This is a genomic window from Paenibacillus sp. FSL E2-0151 (genome assembly GCF_037993015.1).
Taxonomy (GTDB): Bacteria; Bacillota; Bacilli; order Paenibacillales; family Paenibacillaceae; genus Paenibacillus; species Paenibacillus amylolyticus.
In genome coordinates, this window is record NZ_CP150308.1 from 1,911,708 (window position 1) to 1,929,505 (window position 17,798).

The window sequence follows — 17,798 nt, forward strand, 5'->3', positions numbered from 1 at the left end:
GTCATAGAACATCATAGTTGAGCCTTTTAATAAAGAAAGGAGTTTTTACATTGCCTTGGCCGATGGTACATTTTGCAATTGCATCCGAGTTGATATCCGAGCCATCCCCTGAATTGTTATTGGGGAGCCTTGCTCCTGATTCGATCCATGTAAGAACTAATCTTCGTACAGAAAAGGCAAAAACCCACCTCATGCCGGAGGCAGGAAGATTTGCAACAGACGAAGAACTTAAAGACTTTTTTGAAACCCAAAAGAAGTTAGCTTATAGTGATCCCAAATTCCTGCAATATCTGTGCGGTTACATCGCCCATATCTATACGGATCGCGTGTGGACATTCGATATGTATCCTGCATATGAAGTCCACCCCAATGGAAGAAGCGTGTATACACAGGATGTCACAAAGTTAGAGTTTATGATTCTACAGAATTGGAAAGGGGCCCATGAATGGTTAAATGAGCTGAACGTGGGAAAAGCATTTGATTTAGGTGGATTGCTGGAATCCGAAGTGTATCAGTATAGGGAAGAAAAACTGGAGTTTTTAGTTAACCCTGACAACGAACCTTTGGGTGATTTAAATATGTTATCCATGGAAGCTATGGAAGAGTTCATACATAAAACGGCGTTAGCGCTAAAAGAATTGTATACAAAATGGAATGTGTATGAAGATTTACGCAGCAATGAAGGCACTGCACAAATTCGTTCGCATGCTGCATTCGAAGATCAATGAGATTATTTTAGCTGTAAATGCAGGAAATATTGCGGCACAGCGGTTATATCTGAAAGTAGGTTTCCAGTTAATCTTGCATCATAGAATCACATAAAGGAGGAAGGACATGGACATCGTTATGACGCTTGAACCGCACGGATGGCTGGATATCCTGGTTCAACCTGATCAGGGAGAACAGATTGAGATTCCGGTTTCTTTTTTGTCGGATGCGGTGGATGAGATAGCACGTCAATTCGTTGCATTGCACAAAGGAGCCACGGAGGTAACCATGACTATGCAGACCGAACCTGGAGAATATCGCTTCTGGATCAAGAAACGTTCGCAGGTAATCGTTCAATTCATGGTGTATGAGATGAGTGATAACTTTAGCACGGAAGCCGTTACAGAGGGGCGATTGCTTATGTCTGAGGAGTTATCCTTGGTCAAGTTGACTAAGCTATTTTACAGAGAACTAAGCAGAATGAAGGAAATGGGACCGGAGGAATATCACAAACGGTGGAGTTTTGAATTTCCCCTGAATGCCTATGAGCGGATAGGCAGGGTCGTCCAGATCCGATGAAATCGAATGTGTTTGACGAGAAGGAGGGGTGACATGGTGAACATACATAAGGGAAGATACTCCGCTCAGATTGAGGGAGAATTTGTTGTTTTTATCATCGGAATGAGGATCAATCGTCTGTGGGCTATACACAAATGGTTGCCTGTCTTTAAGTCCATGGGACCGATGATTAAAGAACTGTATATGAATCCGGAGACTGGATTTCTGAGTACAGAGTATTTTATAAGTTGGCGTGGGGTGACGCTACTACAATACTGGCGCTCTTACGATGAATTGGAGAAATACGCACGAGGCGGATTACACTTGGAAGCTTGGAAAAAATTCAACCGATCCATTGGTACTGACGGAACAGTAGGGATATATCATGAAACATACAAGGCTCAGTCGGGTTCCTTCGAGACCATATACGCCAACATGCCCAAATTCGGATTAGCTAAAGCTTCTGACCATGTGCCTTCGACAGGGAAAATGGAGACATCCAGACGCAGAATGGGCGGAGAGAATGACCCGGCCGTGGAAGTACCAGAGAATCCTTAAATAGGTAAAAAGAAAGGGGCATGTTATGAAGGCTAAACTTCGACCAGAAGATATATATTCAAAGCAACTTAGCTGGCTGTGTATTGAACCAATGCTTGTTTCGGTACGGGGCAGAGATATGGCAGCCAAAACAGAGATATACCGAATGTTACACGAAGGGCAACAAGCTTTATTTCTGTTCTATTCCTATCACAATCACACGAAAAGTCTGGCAGAATTTTATTGGTTTTCGGCATATAACATCATTGAGATCAAAAGCTGGAATGGAATAAAAAATGGGATGCACTTTTTTCATTTAGATGAGATGGTTAATGTACTTGAACAGATTGAAAGTCTCATTACGGACAAAAATAAAGTGGGTGAAGAGTGGCTTGAGGTGCTGGCAACAGATCTGGATAAGGACCCAATCTTGCTTCAGAGAACAGAGGTGTTATATGACACCTATCAGACCGTGGCGCAAGCAGCTATTACACATATGAATGAGATGATCCTGCAAAATCGGGATATGTATCTGGAGATTGAGTAAGGTTAACGTAGCACCTCCTTATATTAAAAGAACTGCTCCCATGGAGTGGTTCTTTTTAGTATTTATGCAGTACCGATGCAACAAACTTGCAAAATCATGCAACAAAACGCAATACAGTGGGATTGCCGTAACTATGCTTGTAATATGAGTTGTGAGAGGAGGGGCAAACACATGAAAGTCATTTTTGAAGAGGACACGACAGTTGAAAAAAGGTTAGCCAAGGTCATAACCCATCCTGCGGAGAAGTCGAAGTGGGACCGTATTCAGAAGGCAATCTGTGAATCGGAAACTCAATTAACGGTCATCCATGCCAAGAATAATCGCAATATACAGATCCAGTTGAGCTCAGTGGTTGCCTTTGAATCAGAGGATCGGATGTGCTGTGTCCGGGTGATCTCAGGTGAGAGGTACTTGCTTCATAAACGTCTGAAATTTGTAGAAGAGGATCTGGATGACCTTCATTTTGTAAAAATAAATAATCAAACGATCATCAATACGCGGTACATCACCGCATTCTCTGCAACAGACCAAGCTCGAATTAAGGTAGACCTGAGCGATAGCTCCAGTTACTTCGTCAGCCGATTTTATATTAAAAACTTTAGGGGGAAATTATCATGATTACTCAACTTAGAAATTCTTTTTTTCAAGTATTCACTATAATGACGCTATGGATCACGTTCTTGGCTACAATATTCTTTGGTGATCTGCCCATTCAGATGTCCTATTTATGGAACATAGCGGGTATTGCTTTTATTGCAGCTTTGTTGTTTGGAATGATGTATAACATACTGTGGAACTATTTTACGTTAAAACCGGTATGGAATATCGTCATTTCTTCCACATTCAATATTGCAGGAGGTATGGCGATGGTATGGTTATTCTCGGTAGACATGTTCCAATTCATCGCTCCCTGGTTCCCCGGCATGTGGTTATTATCTATCGTGCTACACGTCATCGCTTTTTATTTTTATGCTAGAATGGATAGCAGGAAAAAAGCGGAAGAGTTAAACAACATTCTCAAGTAGGTAAGGGGAACAAATATGAACGAGGAAGAACTGTTGCAGCTGTACGGATTGGAGCCTAGAACCGTATGATTTTGTTAATTTCTCCAACGCGGAATGGGTCTCACACTATAAATAATATTATGGTGTTTGATTCGGATTTATAAGGTATGGAAGGAGGGGGACTATGCCAAGTTTGCATGACAACATCATATTAAGTTACGAAGTTGATTTAGAGAACAAAAGAATCAGGATGCGTACTCGTTCAAGTCATGATGTGTCGAAAAATATGGATGTTTTATTCTCTGGTGTAATGGCCCATGCGTTTGATACACCGCTGCATGGCAGCATTATTTTGGATCTGGATGAGTGGGAAATAGAGCATTTTATCCCTTATAATCGAGAGTTGTTAGAATCGGGGATGGGTCAGGGGTGGCCTGCCAGTTATGATTCCTATGACGAATTGCAAACTCGGCTGATAGAAGAGAATTACAAGTACATGGTGATCTCATCCTCGTATGGATTGAGTGGTTGGGTTTTGGCAAAGAACGTAGAGATTTCTGTTCAAGAAACGGGGTGAGCGGGATGGAGCGTGAGAACACGCAGCATGGTAGCAAGAGGGGCGGAGGACTAAGAACGGGCATTGTTGTGCTTGTTGTTCTGTTCGTTATTCTAGTCATGACCAATCCAAACGAAGAAGATTTTGTCGCATGGCTTGCAACTGAACATAACATCCATTCTTCGTATGATGTGAATGAAGGCAGGACGTTTACGCAGACGATCGACGGTGAAGAAAAGACGCTTCATTATAAAGGTGGACATATACTGCATATGGGAATATTTTCAACATATAGTTACCTTTTCTCGGATAATGAAGAAAAAGAGATCCAGATTGAAGCGGTCGGCATAATAAATATGTTATTTGATAGATAGGTAGATTGATTGTGGACAGTTACAAAAGTTGAGTGAAAGTTCTGCTGTTAACCACGCGCTTTGCATGATGTAACTCGTGCAGAGAAGCGTGGTTTTTTGCGCGAAATGCGATAGAAACAGAGATGGTTTACTTCGTTTATTCGCAAATTCCACATTATGGGTTATGATGTACCTTGAGAGAAAATTTTACATACATAGGAAGTCTCTATTTTAAATAAAAGTCATTTAAGGTCTTTACCAGGGGAGTGTTATCCATGACTAAATGGAGGGCTGATTATGAAAAAGTTAACCGTAGTTTCAGTATTATTTCTACTTCTGGTGGCCTGTCAGAACCAGGAAAACACTGAAGATGCACAACAATCAATAGATTCCTTGGCTCAAAGTGTCACAGCAAAAGAGACACAACAGGATGAAGAAATATCGACATCCCATGAGAAGGAAGACATCCCACCAGAGTATCTCGATGAAACAAACTATACCGGTGACAAATTGGAAATCGTCAAACTTATGAATGCCCGTATACGTTATTTATACGAAAAGGATGAAATAGCATATATGAGTTTGATTGATCCTGAATCTCCTATATCAGGTATGGGAAGATACAAAGTTCTCAAGGTTACTTCCATGAGCGATATCACTATACAGGAGCAAAGGAAACTCTATCAGGCAGTGGTGATAGTTAATGAGATAAATGAGAACGACGAAGAGTATAGCAATACGATGGTGTTTTGGAAAAAGAAAGAAGATGGCGATAACGCGCAATGGATTTTTGCAGACATTGATTAAGCACAGTAGAACACTGTCTTGATCATGGAGCTGAAAATTTTATACAACCTAAAGGATGATGTAATGATGGATAGGCGATTAATACTCATTGAAGGGTTACCGGGTTCAGGCAAATCAACGGTTGCCAAAATGGTATCCGAAATTTTGATAGGACAAGGCAAAGAGGTACAACTATTTCAAGAAGGGAACCTGGATCACCCTGCTGATTACGAGGGCGTATCTTTTTATTATGCAGGAGACTTCGAGGCTTTATTGGGCACGCATGAAGATTACAGAGAGGTTCTGGAAAGCAATGCGATTGCCTATGATCAAGGCTTCCTGATTCCATACCGTAAGATGAAAGAGCAATGGGGAATAGAGCTTCCCGATCACATTGTACAGGATATTTTCAGACGAGATATTTACGAAATTCCTTTTGAGCAAAATGTTAAGCTGATCACCAGGAAGTGGCAAGATTTCTCCCAAAACGTGTTAAGAACGAATGATGACTGCATCACGATATTTGAATGTTGTTTTATCCAGAATCCACTAACCATGGGTCTTGTAAAATGCAATCAATCCAAAGAGCAAAACGTGCAGTATGTATTGGAACTTGGGTGTATCATTCATGCTCTGAACCCGCTTCTCATCTATATCGACCAGAAAGATATATCCTATACATTTGATAAGGCGGTTAGTGAAAGACCAAAAGAATGGTCAGAGGGATTCATTAATTACTATACGAACCAGGGTTTGGGGCAGGCACAGGGTTATCAGGGTGTTGAGGGTACGGTACAGGTTTTGCAGGAAAGAAAGAAGCTGGAGTCCGAAATCTATGGGTTACTTCAGATGGATAAGGTATGGCTGGATAATTCGGATTATGACCGCGAGGCTTGTAGGCACAAGCTAGAAAAGATTCTGCAGTAACCTTAATGAAATACGAATACATACCGGAGGTCAGTTTTATGACATTTTATGGAGTAGCCTTAATTGCAATAACCGCAATCTTAATTATTATCGGTGTTCGAAGCAAACGGAAAGTAATTCTTAGATGGGGCATAGCCAGTTTAATTTTATTGCTCGTACTCATCATTCCCTCATTCATCATGGGATTCATGGACGGATTTGCTGATGGATGGTCAGCGAGATGACCACTGCAGATAACAATAATGTATCGTATGAACAAAATAACAACAAATTCAACTTCCGTGTGGCAGGTATTGTGATGGATGCGGGAAGAGTTCTTTTGCATACGACTGAACAGGATGATTTCTGGAATCTGCCCGGAGGTCGGGTGAAATTAAACGAGACAACAGAAGCGGCTATTGTACGAGAAATGATGGAGGAACTGGGTGTTCATGTAGAAGTGGAAAGGCTCGCATATGTTAGTGAAGATTTCTTTGAATATGATGGCCTGAAGTATCATGAAGTTGGCTTTTATTATCTCATCACATTGCCGGAAGCCCATAAACTATATAGTGAAACTGAATTCAAAGGTCTAGAGGATAACGGTAAGTTAATCTTCCGATGGTTTTCCTTGGACGAACTGGAGCGGATGGAAGTATATCCTGTGTTTTTGAAAAAGGAACTGACTAACCTTCTTGATGCAAAAGGCATCAAACACTTCATTCAGAAATAGAGGAATAGGTGCCTATGGACATTACATTTATTCGTCATGGTCATGGCGAACACTTGATGGATTACCCAAATCAATTAAATTGTCAGCATCCGGGCCTCACTGAATTGGGAAAAAGTCAGGTTATAGCGTTGCGTAAACAAGTGGTTTTTGCGCCTGAAGACGTCATTTTGGTTAGTCCAACGAAACGTACTATTGAAACAGCACAACTCCTAACCCCTAACAAAAATCTTGTGTTCTTCAGCCCGCTGGTTGGCCCAAGAATGTTTCTTCAGAATCCAGAGTTTGTACCTTTCGTCTGTGATCAGATCTATTCCAAGGAAGAGTTCAGCCATCAGTATACTGACATAAGAATGCTTAATTTGGGGTTGGATTGTTAGGAAGAAAGTATTAATCAGATGGATGCAGATCGGTTCCAGATATTAGCTGAAAAGCTTCTTGAATGGTGCAGGCAACAGAGCGGCAATACGTTTATCATTTCACATGACGGTACGATATCGAACTACAGGATGTTACTCGGAGAAAAAGAGTTAACCAAAAGTGATTTTCTGGGTGAAGCCGGGCAGTACACAATCCGAAACGTTTAACGATTAAAGGTGATTCCGTCAATCTCTTCTATTACACATTGCACAAGGAGTCTGTTTTGTAGGTGGTCTATAACTGTACTTAGGGGGACTTTCAAATGAAGTTATCGGATTATGAATATTTAACTTTGGCTCTGGAAGAAGCAGAACAATCACTTATTGAAGGAACGTATCCGATTGGTGCGATAATCGTGGATGTGGATGGGATTGTCGTGAGTAAAGGCAGGAACCGAGTTTTCTCGGATTGCGACCCCACCGCACATGCTGAGGTGGATGCCATTCGTCGGGCAGGAAAACATTTGCTGGATGTAGAGAAGAAGAAATTCTCGAAGAAGAAAGACTTGACGCTTTATACTACCTGTGAACCTTGTCCTATGTGCTCTTGTACCATATTAATGTCGGGTATTAAAAAGATTGTATGGGCAGCGGATGATGAAGAATATGGCGGACTTCGACGTTTCAAGGAAGGGCCTCATTTTATCCATATGTTTGACACGTTATCCTGTGTTGCAGCACCCTATCTTGATCTGGAAAACAGACAGAGAGCTTTGCTCGCCAAATGGAATATTGGTAGAGGTGTGCTTAATACAGAGTGGGAGATTCCGAAGCAATGATCTTTTTTATAAAGGGGATGAATACACATGGAATTCGTGGGAGAGAAGGTAAGAATAACAACAGTCACAGAGCAGGACCTCGACTTCATATGTCAACTTGAATGTGACACAAATATATGGAGCTTTGAGGAAACTGTTGAAACGGATGAGGAAAAGGTCCGTGAGAAATATGGCAGCCATTTTGCTGTCGCAGATGAGAAACCGTATGCCTATGATTTTGTTATACGCCGCTTGAATGATCCGGAAGATACACCCATTGGTATTGTTCAGATGTGGAGTTATGTGGATTACCGAAAAAGCTGGGAACTTGGATACGGTGTGCTTTCGGAATACGCAGGCAACGGGTATGGGAGCGAGGCTACACATCTTTTGTTACAATTTGCGTTTCAAGAGTTACAAGCTCATAAGGTCGTCGGTATGTGCAATTCACAAAACGTTCGCTCAGCAGCACTGATGAAGCATGTGGGTATGACACGGGAGGCCGTCTACCAGGAAGAACTATGGTGGAACAATCAGTGGACAGACCAGTACTTTTTCTCGATTTTGGATAGAGAATTTAAGTCAGTCTAATAGGTACGGGAGGAAATAAGATGACTACGTTGGTTCTGTTGTGTTTCTCGTAAATTAGGGCAAAGGTGGTTATAACCATGGGGAGAATTACGGTTTATCATTATGATGCTTTCTCTACCGTTCCGGGTCAAGGTAACCCGGCAGGAGTGGTTTTTGATGCGGATCATTTCAGTGAGACGGAGATGCAGCAGATCGCTTATAAGGTTGGTTTTAATGAGACAGTATTTGTGTTGAACTCTGAAATAGCTGACGTCAGATTACGTTATTTTACACCGGGACATGAGATTAATCTGTGTGGTCATGCCACAATGGCATCACTGTATGGTTTGAAGACGCGTGGGATGTTAAGTGACAGCGAGTTAATCACAATTGAAACCAATGTAGGTACATTACCCATACGATTTGAGCGCAATGCCGACACCATTTACATGGAAATGAAACAGGATCAGCCGCAGTTTATACCATTCCAGGGGGATATCGAGAAGCTGGTAAGCGCCATCAATCTCACTCTGGATGATGTTGACCTTTCAACTCCAATCGTTTATGGAAGTACGGGAACCTGGACGGTATTAATCCCGATTCGTGATTTGAACTCTTTTATTAAAATGAAACCGGATTCTTCCCTGTTCCCTGAAATTTTAATTGAGAATCCCAAAGCTTCCCTACACCCCTTTTGTTTCAAAACCCGTGATTCCGATGCGATGATGCATGCCAGACATTTCTCTTCACCTTACTCTGGTACGACGGAAGATCCAGTGACTGGAACAGCCTCCGGGGTGATGGGTGCTTATTATTTAACCTATGTGAAACCAGAGATTGATGAGGTACAGTTTGTGATAGAGCAAGGGCATGAGATTGGAAGAGATGGAAAGGTTCAAGTGAGTGTGATTCGGGATGGTGAGGATATGGATGTCAGAATGAAGGGGACAGCTGTATTTGTGCGTGAACTAAACGTTGAATTGGACATTTGATCATATACGAAAGCAAAAAGCGCGAAGGGAGATTAACATTTTGCAAATTATTGATATTCGGCAGAAGCCGGACGTGATGCAAGAAGCAGTACAGTATTTCTGGAAACAATGGGGCTCGGAATCAAGCTTCCATTTCTATCGGGATTGTATAGAGCGTTCTGTGGATACAGAGAGTGATGTGCCAAGATTTTATGTGATGTTGGACGGAGACCGAATTGTCGGTGGGTACGCTTTGTTGCGAAGTGATCTGAATAGCAGGCAGGATCTCTTTCCCTGGTTTGCATGTCTTCATGTTGATCCAGAATATCGGGGCCGAAATCTGGGTGGACAACTTCAGACCCATGCATTAAATGAGGTGAAAGCAAAAGGGTATGACAAGCTGTATTTATGTACTGATCTGACTGATTATTATGAAAAAAATAACTGGGCCTATATCGGCAAAGGATATCTGCTCGATGATGAAGAGACGAGAATCTATGAATATACGATTTGATAGAGGTTACACACGCTTTATGGCTTTGTCTTGAATTCGGGAGGAATGAACCTATGATTACCGAGATTAATAAACATGATTTCCACAAAGTAAAACATCTCACGGACTCGTGTCAGAATATTGAAGTCAAGGCGGTGGCGTCTGGCTTGAACCCGGGACGGATATATGTAGATGATGCAGAGAATATCACAGCAGCTCTAATTTGGGTACATGGACAATCTGGTTTTCAGTTGATCGGAGATTCTCGAAGTGAACCCTTTTTGAATGAATTGAAAGAGTACATGCGGGAACGTATTGAACCTGAGTTATTGGACTTACATATGCATGCTGTTGAAATTGGTGTGGTGGACGAAGCCTGGGAAGATTTTCTTCGGCACATCTCCGGGAAAAGAGATATCTCCAGTGATATTCAGCATGTATTCAAGTTGAATCCAAATTCGATAAGTCAGCAAGCACCTCTCGACATATGTGCTTCACAGGACGAGAAAGTCAGAATTCTCAGGATAGATGAAGTACTATTAGGAGAGAAAAGATATAACAATTCTCCATTCCTGAAAGATAAAATATCTCACTTTTGGAAGACAATAGATGATTTTTTACAACATGGCTTTGGCTATATTGCAGTGCATAACGATGATATCGCGAGTGTTTGCTTTTCGGCATTTATCGCAGATCAGACACATGCGGTTGATATTGAAACGGTTGAAGTCTACAGAAGAAGGAATTATGGTGCGATGGTGGCAAAAGCTTTTGTGGAAGAATGCAGTCGTGTAGGTATACATCCGTATTGGGATTGTTCACCGGACAATACAGGCTCAATTCGTCTGGCAAAAGGTGTGGGGATGTCACTCGATTTTAACTATAGAGTTTACTGGTATGATCTATCCACATAGATGGGTATGAAGGAGGATGTGCTGTGAGCGAATCATTACAGGATCAGATTCACTTTCTCATTGAGATTGATAAACTCAAAACGATTGAACGAAAGACGAGAATTATGCACGGTGAGAGACTTGAAAATGATGCGGAGCATTCCTGGCATCTGGCGATGATGGCCTTGGTTTTGCAGAGTCATGCCAACAAGGATGTGGATATCCTCAAAGTCATTAAGATGCTTCTCGTTCATGATCTGGTCGAGATTGATGCCGGAGATACGTTCGCTTATGATACGGTGGGACACACGGATAAATATGATCGTGAACTCAAAGCAGCTCATCGGCTGTTTGGTATGTTGCCTAAGGAACAGGCTGAAGAACTACTCCAATTATGGTTAGAGTTTGAAGCAAAGCAGACGCCTGAAGCACAATTTGCCTCATCTCTGGATCGGTTGCAGCCTCTGATACATAATCATCAGAATGAGGGAGATACGTGGCAGAAATATAACATTACAAGTGATCAGGTATTAAACAGAAACCGTGAGATTGCGAACGGTTCCGAAACATTGTGGGAGTATGCGCAGCAGCTTATTCAGAAATCCGTAGATCAGGGAATCTTGACCAAATCATAAGGGTAGGTTTCACGTATGCACTTTGAAGATGGGGGAGAAGCATGGATGGGATATATCATGGAGCTAAGAAAACTGGTGGGCCCGCGTCCTCTAATTATGGCGGGCTCATGTGTACTCGTGTTCAACGAGGAAGGTCACCTGTTGCTACAAAAACGTACAGATAGCTTGGATTGGGGGACACTTGGGGGATCCATGGAACCCGGGGAGTCTTTGGAGGAAACAGCTGCGCGGGAATTGTATGAAGAGGCCGGACTGAGAGCGGAATCATTCAAACTCATTAGCATTTTTTCAGGTGAGGACATGTACTATCAGTATCCACATGGTGATGAAGTTTACAACGTCATGGCTGTTTATGAAGCTTCAGGTATCAAGGGCAGCCCAACCATTTTGGATGATGAAGGGCTGGAACTCCGATATTTTGATCTGAATCAGCCGATCCCTGAGATCAATCCGTTTACGGAATATGTGTTGAAGAAGGCAGGATATATTAGAACTCACTAGTAAGAGGAGGGTATGTTATGACGCAGGACTTCTATTGTGAGTGGTAAAATTCAAGTCAAAGTTGTCATGGAAACAAATAACGTTATGGCTTATCACCATACCCGACCATACTACGAACACCATATCGTGGTGATTCCCAAGATTCATATTCAGTCCTTCATTTCAGAAGAGGAAGAGAATAATGATGAACTACTCTTAGAAATGATGCGTGTCATTAAAAAGATTGCTGCTGACTTGTTAGCTCAGACAGGCTCGTCGAAGATTATAACTAACTTGGGCAGTTATCAAGACTCGAAGCATCAGCATTGGCATATAGTCAGTGGTGAGCGAACTTAGGAAACTGTATACCAGATTAAAAAACTTCCACCGTTCACATACGGATGTGGAAGTTTTTTTGTTTTGAAACAATAAGCATACCTAACAACTCTCACATCTACCAAAAAAGTTAACTAAGGAAAAATATGCTAGAATAGGGAGTGATGATTTAAAAGGGTAAAATAGGAGGAATTATAATGATGGTTGGTTCTATAGTTACGATATTTGCAATGTTGATTAATGTGTTGTTATATGGACTGGGCGTGTATGCGCTGATCTTGTTTATTAAGCTGGCCCGGCGTGGGATTCAGGCACTGGATATCTACCTGTATGAGAAACGGGGAGAGCGTTTTTAACGTTCACCATCTCACACTCGAACAGAATTATCATTTTTCTCTCAGTGTTTTATCTTTCCTGATCTAGTATGATTAACGCATCAATCCAGTAAAGAGAGGGTTAATGACATGGATGCTTTTTTAGAGCAAATTAACAAGTTAAACGAGCTTCAGAAAGACTTGGTTAGCATACATCCTTTGTTTGCAGAACATTATCCAGTGGTTGTAGCCTATGAAGCTTTATTATATATCTATGATTATTCGTCCAAAACGCAACAATATGAGTGGGTGAAGACGGTACCGGACGATTTATATATTCCAGATGAATGCCTTGCTGCGATGCCGGTGCATCATATGAACGGACGAATGTGTGCGATTGTAACGGATACAGCGTTCAAAGATCTGGAGCAGAAAGTTTATCTGTTCCACGAATATGTTCATTGTTATATATATGAGAAATATGATGAGCGGATCGTCAACCGTCTTCAAATTAAGCATAAAATGGACGAGCTGAAGCGCGTAACATGGGAACTGGATTATGAATTTCCGTACGAAGATGAAATCGTTGTGGAGCGGATAAACTCATTGTTGTCAGCTTTGAAGAGTAAAGACCTGACGCAAGTACACACAGCTAGAAAGGCACTGTTCCGTTCATTAAATGAAGAACAAGCCGAGTACTGGAGCTGGTTGGAGTGGAACGAGGGTTACGCGCGTTATATTGAGAATCTGATTCGGGTAAAATTTGGGCAGGAAAGCAACCATTTTGGAGATACTGCTCCGTATAATCGTCTAGTATTCTATGAATGTGGATCTGAATACATTAGTCTACTTGTGAAGGAGCACCCGGAGTACCATACGGATCTGGAGCAGCTGTTTGACCGCATGCAAGTGGAGAGAATTCAGGGATAATCACGCATCTACGGTGAGAAAAAGGTGGAACATCGAAGTCTCACTATTCCAGTGATCTGTACGTTGCACCAGTAGGTTATATCGTTTCTTTTTCTAAGTATAGTAGAATACTTCCCGATAAAAGGAGATCAGCTCTATGCCGTTACCTATGGTTCATCTCAATATTGCTAATCTGATTGCAGACTCGCTGCAAATGCAGGCTGATCTAGGTTCATTCTATCTGGGGAATATCGCCCCGGATTCCATACATATGCGTGAAGGAACAACCAGAGATGATAAGGAATACACCCATTTCAACCCGAAAGATCATGGAGATTACGTTGGTGAACTGAAGGATCTCTACTCATTCTATATGCAACAACTTACCGATGAAGGATGGAAGTGGTTTGTGCGAGGATACTTTATGCATGTGCTAACAGATTATTACTGGTTCCGTAGTGTGCATCCCGAATTCGTCGAACGGGTCAACAAGGTAGATCAACATACAGGCAGTAGCAGATCGAAGGATGAACTAGCGCGTTTATATTACCAGGAGACGGACCAGATCGATTTCAATCTCTATCAAGGTTCGAGTTGGAGCGAAGAGGTATGGCAGGTGCTCAACAGTTCACCAGGTTATGACATGACGGGTCGTTTAACTGCTGATGAGATTGTGCGCTGGCGGGACCACACGTTTTCTTTTCTTAATGGGGAAGAACCGGGAATTACTCCTGAGTTCATCACGGGTGAGAGAGTTCAGGTATTTGTGGAAGAGACCGTAGAGCGACTGATAGCTATGTTGTCTTCATGGGACCCGGAGTTACGTAACTTGATATGAATATAGATAGTTAGTGCAGTTGAGTCATTTCATTATATACTGTATTTATTACTTCTCTACTCATTACTAGTTTATTTAATACTAAGTCAGGGAGGCACGCAGTATGGTGAAATATGTAGGAGTGTTGCTCGTATTTGTCATTGCCACGTTCATTGCAGGGTGCAGTAAACCGAATGAATCGAACGCGGAAGAGGGGCTTCCTCTGTTGATCACCTTAACGTGTAATCCAGACCTCACCTTGGAACCATGTCAAGATGTTGAGTTTGATCGATCTGATGAGATACGGATCGTGATGGAGGCAATACATAAGGCAGAGCGTATGCCGGGTATTCTCAATTATAGTGCACAGTACGACATGAGCATAACAAATGCGGACAGCTCGATAACACGGTATGATTTTTCATTAGGAATGGATCCCAAGATGCAAGGCCTGTTAGTAAACCTTGAAGACACGAACACTGGATATAGCATTCCTCTTGAGGATTCGAATCAACTAAGAAGGCTGATTCAGCGACGTACAGATTAAGAAGGTATATGGGACGGAGAAGAACCTGTGGATGACAAAATTACCATTGAACCTTTGACGCGATCGGATGCAGATGGAGTGTATCAGGTGTTCGAGACAACCATCCCCGCAGCATTTGATCAGGAGGGAATAGGCTCGCTTCTGGATGATATTCAGGGTGAAATAACACACAAAAAAGTGATGATTCGCAAGGCACTGCAAGCAAAGGACAACATCGAAGCAAGTGTATTTTTCCTCGTCGCCAAAATGGGAGATGTTATTGTAGGCACAATCTCGTATGGACCGTGTGGTAAGGAGATTCGAGAATGTACAGAGGGCCGGCTGAACGATACCGGAGAACTGGGTAGCCTGTATGTGTTGCCCGAGGTTCAAGGACAGGGGGTTGGTTCGGCGCTCATTCTTGCACTGGTTAGTGAACTGCAACGGCTGGGAATTCAGCAATTTTGCCTGGATAGCGGTTACCAGATCGCACAGAAGAAGTGGCAACGCAAATTCGGTGAACCCTATGTGGTGGCGAACAACTATTGGGGCGAAGGAACAGATCATATGGTATGGCTGTGTGAAGTACAGGATTTTATAGAGGTTGTTCAAAAAGCCCGCTTTTGATTACGAAGGATGCCTAGTGGCATCATCAGCATCGAATATGGAATTCAGCCGAAATGTCCGTTGCTCACGTAGTTTTCCCTACGCTCCGCTACTCCATTTCTAGCTTCATCCCATCTTCTCGGTACTGAAAACCAGTCTTTTTGAACATGCACTAAAGTAAAATGAAATGAACAAAAGAGATGACGACCTGTATTGTATAGGGGTCATCTCTTTATCTTTTTGCATCGATCGTGGACGATTGTTCGTACATTGTATCATGTGGTTTTTATGTACCCGAGGAAAAAAGGAGTGAACATATGTCAATTCAGTGGAATACACCCGAGCAACGGTTATCTCCTCATGCAGTAAACCTGTGGAGAATTAGCGCCATCATATGGAATGCAATAGGTTTCCTGATCCTTGCCGTACTGTTAATACTCGACTCCATCTATGGATGGAAGACGTGGATTGGGTGGTTGTTGTGGGGCGTTACGGCCATATCTGTGCTCTATGCGGTGTGGGATATTTTCATCCAGCCTTCATGGTTATACAAGCATTGGTACTATGATGTGAATGAGGAGTTCCTGCAACTGAAGCGTGGGGCGCTAACCAAGGTACATCAGATCATCCCCATGGCGAAAGTGCAATCGGTTACAACAAATCAGGGACCTTTAATGCGAAAATATGGACTCTATTCCGTATCGGTTGGCACGATGGGTTCATCGCATGAAATCCCGGCATTGCCAGAGGAAGTCGCACTTGCACTCCGTCATCAGATTGCGTCCTATGCGCGGATTAATGAGGTGGATGAATGATCGATATGAAGCGACATCATCCATTAACCATGCTGTGGAGCTTGTGGAAACGGGTAAAGAATTGGTTCGCTATCGTCCTTTTTTTGTTTGTTTTCCGTCAGGGCTCGGAGTCCCAATGGATATTCTATGGAAGAATCGCTTTTTATGTAGGTGTCTCCATTAGCATCCTGTCCATGATCCTGAAGTGGTTCACCTCGCGTTATGTAGCAGACGATACAGCCTTTCATATCTATAGTGGTGTGTTTAACCGTACCCGAAGAACGATACCTTATACGAAGGTCCAGAATGTGAATCGTCATACAACGTTGTTTCATCGGTTATTCAGGGTGACGTCGATTCGATTCGAGACCGGAATTAAGGGAGAAGATGCTACCTTTCAGTTACACGTTGTTTCACTTTCCGAAGCGGAACAGCTGGAGAAGATTGTAGCAGGTCATATGGCTGAAGAAGCAAAAACAGTAGGAGCAACAGAGGAACATGATAGGTTGGATGCAGTTCAGGTTATGGAAGAGGGAGAGGCGCAATCCGAACCTTTTATAACTGATGAAGTCATGTCTCTGCCTGCAAAAGAAAAACAGGAACGGGTTGTTCATTATCATTCCACCCGCAAGGACATATTCAAAGCATCCTTTACCTCGCTCAGCTTTCTCGTACTGATTCCGGTCCTGGCTACGCTCTATTCCTGGGTGAAGGACTTCTTCCCTGATGAAGAAGTAACGGAAAGTTTGTTATTAACCTGGCTTGATTCCTGGTGGATTGCCGGTTTGATGATTTTAGTTTTATTGATTATATCTATTGCTCTGGGCATAGTCAGAACCTTCGTAAAGTATGGTAATTTCCAGATCACCTCGGATGCCAAACGGATCTATATCTCGAAGGGCATGATGGAGCAAACGTCATTTTCAATCCTGAAAGAGCGAGTCCAGGCCGTGAAAATTACACAGTCACCGATGAAAAGGCTGCTTGGATTAGCGGAAGTAGAACTGACCACTGCAGGTAGTCTGGGGGAATCCGAGCAGGAGGTGAACTCGCTCTATCCTTTCTTGCCTGTGAAGCAAGCCTATACCCTGATTGAGGAGATCCTGCCATCCTATCGGGTTACGCAGGAGATGGAAAAACTTCCACGAATATCACTATGGCTGCGCCTGCTCAAACCAAGCTGGGGGTGGATCATAATTACGGGTTTATTGTGGTATTTCAAACCATTGGTGTTTGGGCAGAAACATGCCTGGTGGGTGATTTCCGCGATTCTGCTCGTGTGGATTGCAACATGCAGAGTGATGGACTTTTTCCATACCCGATACATTCTGCATCAGAATTTCATTCAACTTCGAACCGGTGCGCTCACTTCAACCCTCTTCATCTCCAAACGTGAGAAAGTCATCGAAGTGCAGATCACCCGTAATGTGTTACAGCGTTGGTTCGGTGTGGCTTCCATTCATACGGTAAACCGCGCCAAGCCAGTACTGCATCATCGGGCACATGACATTTCCCTGGATACGGCCAAATCATTTCAATCATGGTACATGGGTCGTACCCAAGATGTTCAGACCCGTTAATTGCAAGAGCAA

At 42.6% G+C, this 17,798-nt stretch carries 29 protein-coding genes; all 29 read left to right on the top strand.

Going from position 1 to position 17,798, the window contains the following annotated elements; all coding sequences use genetic code 11:
* The first annotated feature begins 50 nt into the window (after positions 1 to 50).
* Positions 51 to 728: a hypothetical protein gene (locus MHI55_RS08855; protein ID WP_076252618.1), complete on the top strand. Its 678-nt coding sequence runs from the start codon at positions 51 to 53 to the stop codon at positions 726 to 728.
* Between the two features lie 106 nt (positions 729 to 834).
* Entirely contained in the window at positions 835 to 1,287 is a 453-nt protein-coding gene (locus MHI55_RS08860; protein WP_076252615.1) for a hypothetical protein, read from the top strand.
* A gap of 33 nt (positions 1,288 to 1,320) precedes the next feature.
* Positions 1,321 to 1,824: a DUF4188 domain-containing protein gene (locus tag MHI55_RS08865; protein ID WP_076252614.1), complete on the top strand. Its 504-nt coding sequence runs from the start codon at positions 1,321 to 1,323 to the stop codon at positions 1,822 to 1,824.
* A 25-nt stretch (positions 1,825 to 1,849) separates the two neighbouring features.
* Positions 1,850 to 2,350, top strand: a complete 501-nt coding sequence (locus MHI55_RS08870; RefSeq protein ID WP_076252611.1) for a hypothetical protein — start codon at positions 1,850 to 1,852, stop codon at positions 2,348 to 2,350.
* A gap of 171 nt (positions 2,351 to 2,521) precedes the next feature.
* Positions 2,522 to 2,968, top strand: a complete 447-nt coding sequence (locus MHI55_RS08875; RefSeq protein ID WP_047842163.1) for a LytTR family DNA-binding domain-containing protein — start codon at positions 2,522 to 2,524, stop codon at positions 2,966 to 2,968.
* Entirely contained in the window at positions 2,965 to 3,375 is a 411-nt protein-coding gene (locus tag MHI55_RS08880) for a hypothetical protein (protein WP_076252609.1), read from the top strand. Before MHI55_RS08875 ends, MHI55_RS08880 begins: the two co-directional genes overlap by 4 nt.
* A 163-nt stretch (positions 3,376 to 3,538) precedes the next feature.
* Complete coding sequence (locus MHI55_RS08885; RefSeq protein WP_076252607.1) at positions 3,539 to 3,931, top strand: hypothetical protein; 393 nt, start codon at positions 3,539 to 3,541, stop codon at positions 3,929 to 3,931.
* Positions 3,932 to 3,936: 5 nt separating this feature from the next.
* Complete coding sequence (locus MHI55_RS08890) at positions 3,937 to 4,284, top strand: hypothetical protein (RefSeq protein ID WP_076252605.1); 348 nt, start codon at positions 3,937 to 3,939, stop codon at positions 4,282 to 4,284.
* A gap of 276 nt (positions 4,285 to 4,560) precedes the next feature.
* Complete coding sequence (locus tag MHI55_RS08895) at positions 4,561 to 5,070, top strand: hypothetical protein (protein ID WP_076252603.1); 510 nt, start codon at positions 4,561 to 4,563, stop codon at positions 5,068 to 5,070.
* A gap of 63 nt (positions 5,071 to 5,133) precedes the next feature.
* Positions 5,134 to 5,976: a hypothetical protein gene (locus MHI55_RS08900; RefSeq protein WP_340389765.1), complete on the top strand. Its 843-nt coding sequence runs from the start codon at positions 5,134 to 5,136 to the stop codon at positions 5,974 to 5,976.
* A 38-nt stretch (positions 5,977 to 6,014) separates the two neighbouring features.
* Positions 6,015 to 6,200 carry a hypothetical protein gene (locus MHI55_RS08905; protein WP_017689777.1) on the top strand — a complete coding sequence of 62 codons (186 nt, stop codon included), beginning with the start codon at positions 6,015 to 6,017 and terminating at the stop codon, positions 6,198 to 6,200.
* Positions 6,197 to 6,688, top strand: a complete 492-nt coding sequence (locus MHI55_RS08910) for an NUDIX hydrolase (RefSeq protein ID WP_340389767.1) — start codon at positions 6,197 to 6,199, stop codon at positions 6,686 to 6,688. The genes MHI55_RS08905 and MHI55_RS08910 overlap by 4 nt, the downstream gene beginning before the upstream one ends.
* A gap of 14 nt (positions 6,689 to 6,702) precedes the next feature.
* On the top strand, positions 6,703 to 7,065 hold the full coding sequence (locus tag MHI55_RS08915; protein ID WP_340389769.1) for a phosphoglycerate mutase family protein: 363 nt from the start codon (positions 6,703 to 6,705) through the stop codon (positions 7,063 to 7,065).
* An 18-nt stretch (positions 7,066 to 7,083) separates the two neighbouring features.
* A complete protein-coding gene (locus MHI55_RS08920; protein WP_340389771.1) occupies positions 7,084 to 7,272 on the top strand; it encodes a hypothetical protein in 189 nt (62 codons plus the stop codon).
* 95 nt (positions 7,273 to 7,367) lie between these two features.
* Positions 7,368 to 7,883, top strand: coding sequence for a nucleoside deaminase (locus tag MHI55_RS08925; RefSeq protein WP_036610381.1), 516 nt, complete (start codon positions 7,368 to 7,370; stop codon positions 7,881 to 7,883).
* A gap of 27 nt (positions 7,884 to 7,910) precedes the next feature.
* Positions 7,911 to 8,453, top strand: coding sequence for a GNAT family protein (locus MHI55_RS08930; protein ID WP_076252595.1), 543 nt, complete (start codon positions 7,911 to 7,913; stop codon positions 8,451 to 8,453).
* 77 nt (positions 8,454 to 8,530) lie between these two features.
* A complete protein-coding gene (locus MHI55_RS08935; RefSeq protein ID WP_076252593.1) occupies positions 8,531 to 9,424 on the top strand; it encodes a PhzF family phenazine biosynthesis isomerase in 894 nt (297 codons plus the stop codon).
* 40 nt (positions 9,425 to 9,464) lie between these two features.
* The gene (locus MHI55_RS08940; protein ID WP_340389773.1) at positions 9,465 to 9,917 is read left to right on the top strand and encodes a GNAT family N-acetyltransferase; all 453 of its coding nucleotides are present in this window, start codon (positions 9,465 to 9,467) and stop codon (positions 9,915 to 9,917) included.
* A 53-nt stretch (positions 9,918 to 9,970) separates the two neighbouring features.
* A complete protein-coding gene (locus tag MHI55_RS08945; protein WP_076252591.1) occupies positions 9,971 to 10,810 on the top strand; it encodes a GNAT family N-acetyltransferase in 840 nt (279 codons plus the stop codon).
* A 23-nt stretch (positions 10,811 to 10,833) separates the two neighbouring features.
* Positions 10,834 to 11,424: an HD domain-containing protein gene (locus MHI55_RS08950; protein ID WP_076252589.1), complete on the top strand. Its 591-nt coding sequence runs from the start codon at positions 10,834 to 10,836 to the stop codon at positions 11,422 to 11,424.
* A gap of 45 nt (positions 11,425 to 11,469) precedes the next feature.
* Entirely contained in the window at positions 11,470 to 11,925 is a 456-nt protein-coding gene (locus MHI55_RS08955; protein WP_076252587.1) for an NUDIX hydrolase, read from the top strand.
* Positions 11,926 to 11,961: 36 nt separating this feature from the next.
* On the top strand, positions 11,962 to 12,261 hold the full coding sequence (locus MHI55_RS08960) for an HIT domain-containing protein (protein WP_306068593.1): 300 nt from the start codon (positions 11,962 to 11,964) through the stop codon (positions 12,259 to 12,261).
* Positions 12,262 to 12,437: 176 nt separating this feature from the next.
* Positions 12,438 to 12,596: a hypothetical protein gene (locus MHI55_RS08965; RefSeq protein WP_162158967.1), complete on the top strand. Its 159-nt coding sequence runs from the start codon at positions 12,438 to 12,440 to the stop codon at positions 12,594 to 12,596.
* Between the two features lie 108 nt (positions 12,597 to 12,704).
* The gene (locus MHI55_RS08970) at positions 12,705 to 13,484 is read left to right on the top strand and encodes a hypothetical protein (RefSeq protein ID WP_340389775.1); all 780 of its coding nucleotides are present in this window, start codon (positions 12,705 to 12,707) and stop codon (positions 13,482 to 13,484) included.
* Positions 13,485 to 13,620: 136 nt separating this feature from the next.
* Positions 13,621 to 14,301: a zinc dependent phospholipase C family protein gene (locus MHI55_RS08975; protein ID WP_340389777.1), complete on the top strand. Its 681-nt coding sequence runs from the start codon at positions 13,621 to 13,623 to the stop codon at positions 14,299 to 14,301.
* A 103-nt stretch (positions 14,302 to 14,404) separates the two neighbouring features.
* Complete coding sequence (locus tag MHI55_RS08980) at positions 14,405 to 14,827, top strand: hypothetical protein (RefSeq protein ID WP_076252582.1); 423 nt, start codon at positions 14,405 to 14,407, stop codon at positions 14,825 to 14,827.
* A gap of 27 nt (positions 14,828 to 14,854) precedes the next feature.
* On the top strand, positions 14,855 to 15,433 hold the full coding sequence (locus MHI55_RS08985) for a GNAT family N-acetyltransferase (protein WP_076252580.1): 579 nt from the start codon (positions 14,855 to 14,857) through the stop codon (positions 15,431 to 15,433).
* 296 nt (positions 15,434 to 15,729) lie between these two features.
* A complete protein-coding gene (locus MHI55_RS08990) occupies positions 15,730 to 16,227 on the top strand; it encodes a PH domain-containing protein (RefSeq protein ID WP_076252578.1) in 498 nt (165 codons plus the stop codon).
* Complete coding sequence (locus MHI55_RS08995; RefSeq protein ID WP_076252576.1) at positions 16,224 to 17,786, top strand: PH domain-containing protein; 1,563 nt, start codon at positions 16,224 to 16,226, stop codon at positions 17,784 to 17,786. Before MHI55_RS08990 ends, MHI55_RS08995 begins: the two co-directional genes overlap by 4 nt.
* The last annotated feature ends 12 nt before the right edge of the window (positions 17,787 to 17,798 follow it).

Coding starts and splice junctions, on each gene's coding strand:
- MHI55_RS08970 (WP_340389775.1), top strand. CDS start 12,705: ATGGATGCTTTTTTAGAGCAAATTAACAAGTTAAACGAGCTTCAGAAA.
- MHI55_RS08905 (WP_017689777.1), top strand. CDS start 6,015: ATGACATTTTATGGAGTAGCCTTAATTGCAATAACCGCAATCTTAATT.
- MHI55_RS08935 (WP_076252593.1), top strand. CDS start 8,531: ATGGGGAGAATTACGGTTTATCATTATGATGCTTTCTCTACCGTTCCG.
- MHI55_RS08995 (WP_076252576.1), top strand. CDS start 16,224: ATGATCGATATGAAGCGACATCATCCATTAACCATGCTGTGGAGCTTG.
- MHI55_RS08865 (WP_076252614.1), top strand. CDS start 1,321: ATGGTGAACATACATAAGGGAAGATACTCCGCTCAGATTGAGGGAGAA.
- MHI55_RS08885 (WP_076252607.1), top strand. CDS start 3,539: ATGCCAAGTTTGCATGACAACATCATATTAAGTTACGAAGTTGATTTA.
- MHI55_RS08870 (WP_076252611.1), top strand. CDS start 1,850: ATGAAGGCTAAACTTCGACCAGAAGATATATATTCAAAGCAACTTAGC.
- MHI55_RS08875 (WP_047842163.1), top strand. CDS start 2,522: ATGAAAGTCATTTTTGAAGAGGACACGACAGTTGAAAAAAGGTTAGCC.
- MHI55_RS08915 (WP_340389769.1), top strand. CDS start 6,703: ATGGACATTACATTTATTCGTCATGGTCATGGCGAACACTTGATGGAT.
- MHI55_RS08990 (WP_076252578.1), top strand. CDS start 15,730: ATGTCAATTCAGTGGAATACACCCGAGCAACGGTTATCTCCTCATGCA.
- MHI55_RS08860 (WP_076252615.1), top strand. CDS start 835: ATGGACATCGTTATGACGCTTGAACCGCACGGATGGCTGGATATCCTG.
- MHI55_RS08925 (WP_036610381.1), top strand. CDS start 7,368: ATGAAGTTATCGGATTATGAATATTTAACTTTGGCTCTGGAAGAAGCA.
- MHI55_RS08930 (WP_076252595.1), top strand. CDS start 7,911: ATGGAATTCGTGGGAGAGAAGGTAAGAATAACAACAGTCACAGAGCAG.
- MHI55_RS08955 (WP_076252587.1), top strand. CDS start 11,470: ATGGGATATATCATGGAGCTAAGAAAACTGGTGGGCCCGCGTCCTCTA.
- MHI55_RS08880 (WP_076252609.1), top strand. CDS start 2,965: ATGATTACTCAACTTAGAAATTCTTTTTTTCAAGTATTCACTATAATG.
- MHI55_RS08980 (WP_076252582.1), top strand. CDS start 14,405: ATGGTGAAATATGTAGGAGTGTTGCTCGTATTTGTCATTGCCACGTTC.
- MHI55_RS08890 (WP_076252605.1), top strand. CDS start 3,937: ATGGAGCGTGAGAACACGCAGCATGGTAGCAAGAGGGGCGGAGGACTA.
- MHI55_RS08895 (WP_076252603.1), top strand. CDS start 4,561: ATGAAAAAGTTAACCGTAGTTTCAGTATTATTTCTACTTCTGGTGGCC.
- MHI55_RS08910 (WP_340389767.1), top strand. CDS start 6,197: ATGACCACTGCAGATAACAATAATGTATCGTATGAACAAAATAACAAC.
- MHI55_RS08900 (WP_340389765.1), top strand. CDS start 5,134: ATGATGGATAGGCGATTAATACTCATTGAAGGGTTACCGGGTTCAGGC.
- MHI55_RS08920 (WP_340389771.1), top strand. CDS start 7,084: ATGGATGCAGATCGGTTCCAGATATTAGCTGAAAAGCTTCTTGAATGG.
- MHI55_RS08945 (WP_076252591.1), top strand. CDS start 9,971: ATGATTACCGAGATTAATAAACATGATTTCCACAAAGTAAAACATCTC.
- MHI55_RS08975 (WP_340389777.1), top strand. CDS start 13,621: ATGCCGTTACCTATGGTTCATCTCAATATTGCTAATCTGATTGCAGAC.
- MHI55_RS08965 (WP_162158967.1), top strand. CDS start 12,438: ATGATGGTTGGTTCTATAGTTACGATATTTGCAATGTTGATTAATGTG.